1 protein-coding gene is annotated in these 930 nt (G+C 40.8%); it reads left to right on the top strand.

Annotated features, from left to right (window positions below):
- Positions 1 to 222 precede the first annotated feature (222 nt).
- Complete coding sequence (locus tag AC0LWF_RS27765) at positions 223 to 720, top strand: P-loop nucleotide/nucleoside kinase family protein (protein ID WP_474654700.1); 498 nt, start codon at positions 223 to 225, stop codon at positions 718 to 720.
- Positions 721 to 930 lie beyond the last annotated feature (210 nt).

The following is a 930-nucleotide window of genomic DNA, read 5'->3' on the forward strand; positions in this document are numbered from 1 at the left end:
AGTAGGGGGTGAACAGTTTAGCGCACGGGGTCGAGCCCCACGGGCAGAGACGTTCTACCCCGGCTACCCGTACTAAACCTCTTAAAGACAAAAGAGGTCAACCAGTAAAAACTGGCTGACCTCATAATACGAACGGGCAGATTGCCTAAATAATACCTACTTGAATAATAGGAGCGATGTTATAATAGACCAGCTGATTCAAAATCTGTGGGGGTATTCTATATGGAATATGTATTGCCTTTATTTATTGTGACTGGAGCAAGTGGTTCAGGAAAATCATATGTCGTTAGCGAACTTCGCAAGATCATGAGAGAGTTCGATGTTTTTGACCCTGATAAAATGGCTGAGATTATTGGACAAGATTGGGAGAAAGTATTCAATATTTCGCTCAGAGTTGCACGAGAAGTCGCACAAAGTGGTCGCATGACGATTCTATGCGGTTCTATGATGCCGTGGGACATTGAAAAATGTGTGGACTTTCCTTTTTTCAAACATGTATATTACCTAAACCTACACTGTGATGAAGAAGCTCGAGAGAAACGTTTACGTGAAAGAAACTGGTCAGATGAAATGATTCAAACCCACATAAACTTTGCTAACGCATTGATTCGCATTTCCGATGAAGACATCAACCCACCTATGCCTACTATTGATACTACGAATACTGATGTAACAGAAGTTGCATCACAAATTAAAGACTGGGTTCTCCGCTACGTTTAAACTAACGGGTAACTATAGCTCAATAAACATCAAAGAGGCTGCCGGTAATTGATCCGGCAGCTTTCTTTGCGCTAAACCAGCTAATATCTTGTCAACATTTTTCATTAGAAGCTCGAAAAATTACTGCTATACTAGAATCTGAGCAAGATAAAGAACCCTCCGAAAGTAATTTGGAAGGTTTTTCTTGTGTTGGTTGCTTAGTCCAAATTC

The organism is Paenibacillus sp. sgz302114 (assembly GCF_056120345.1).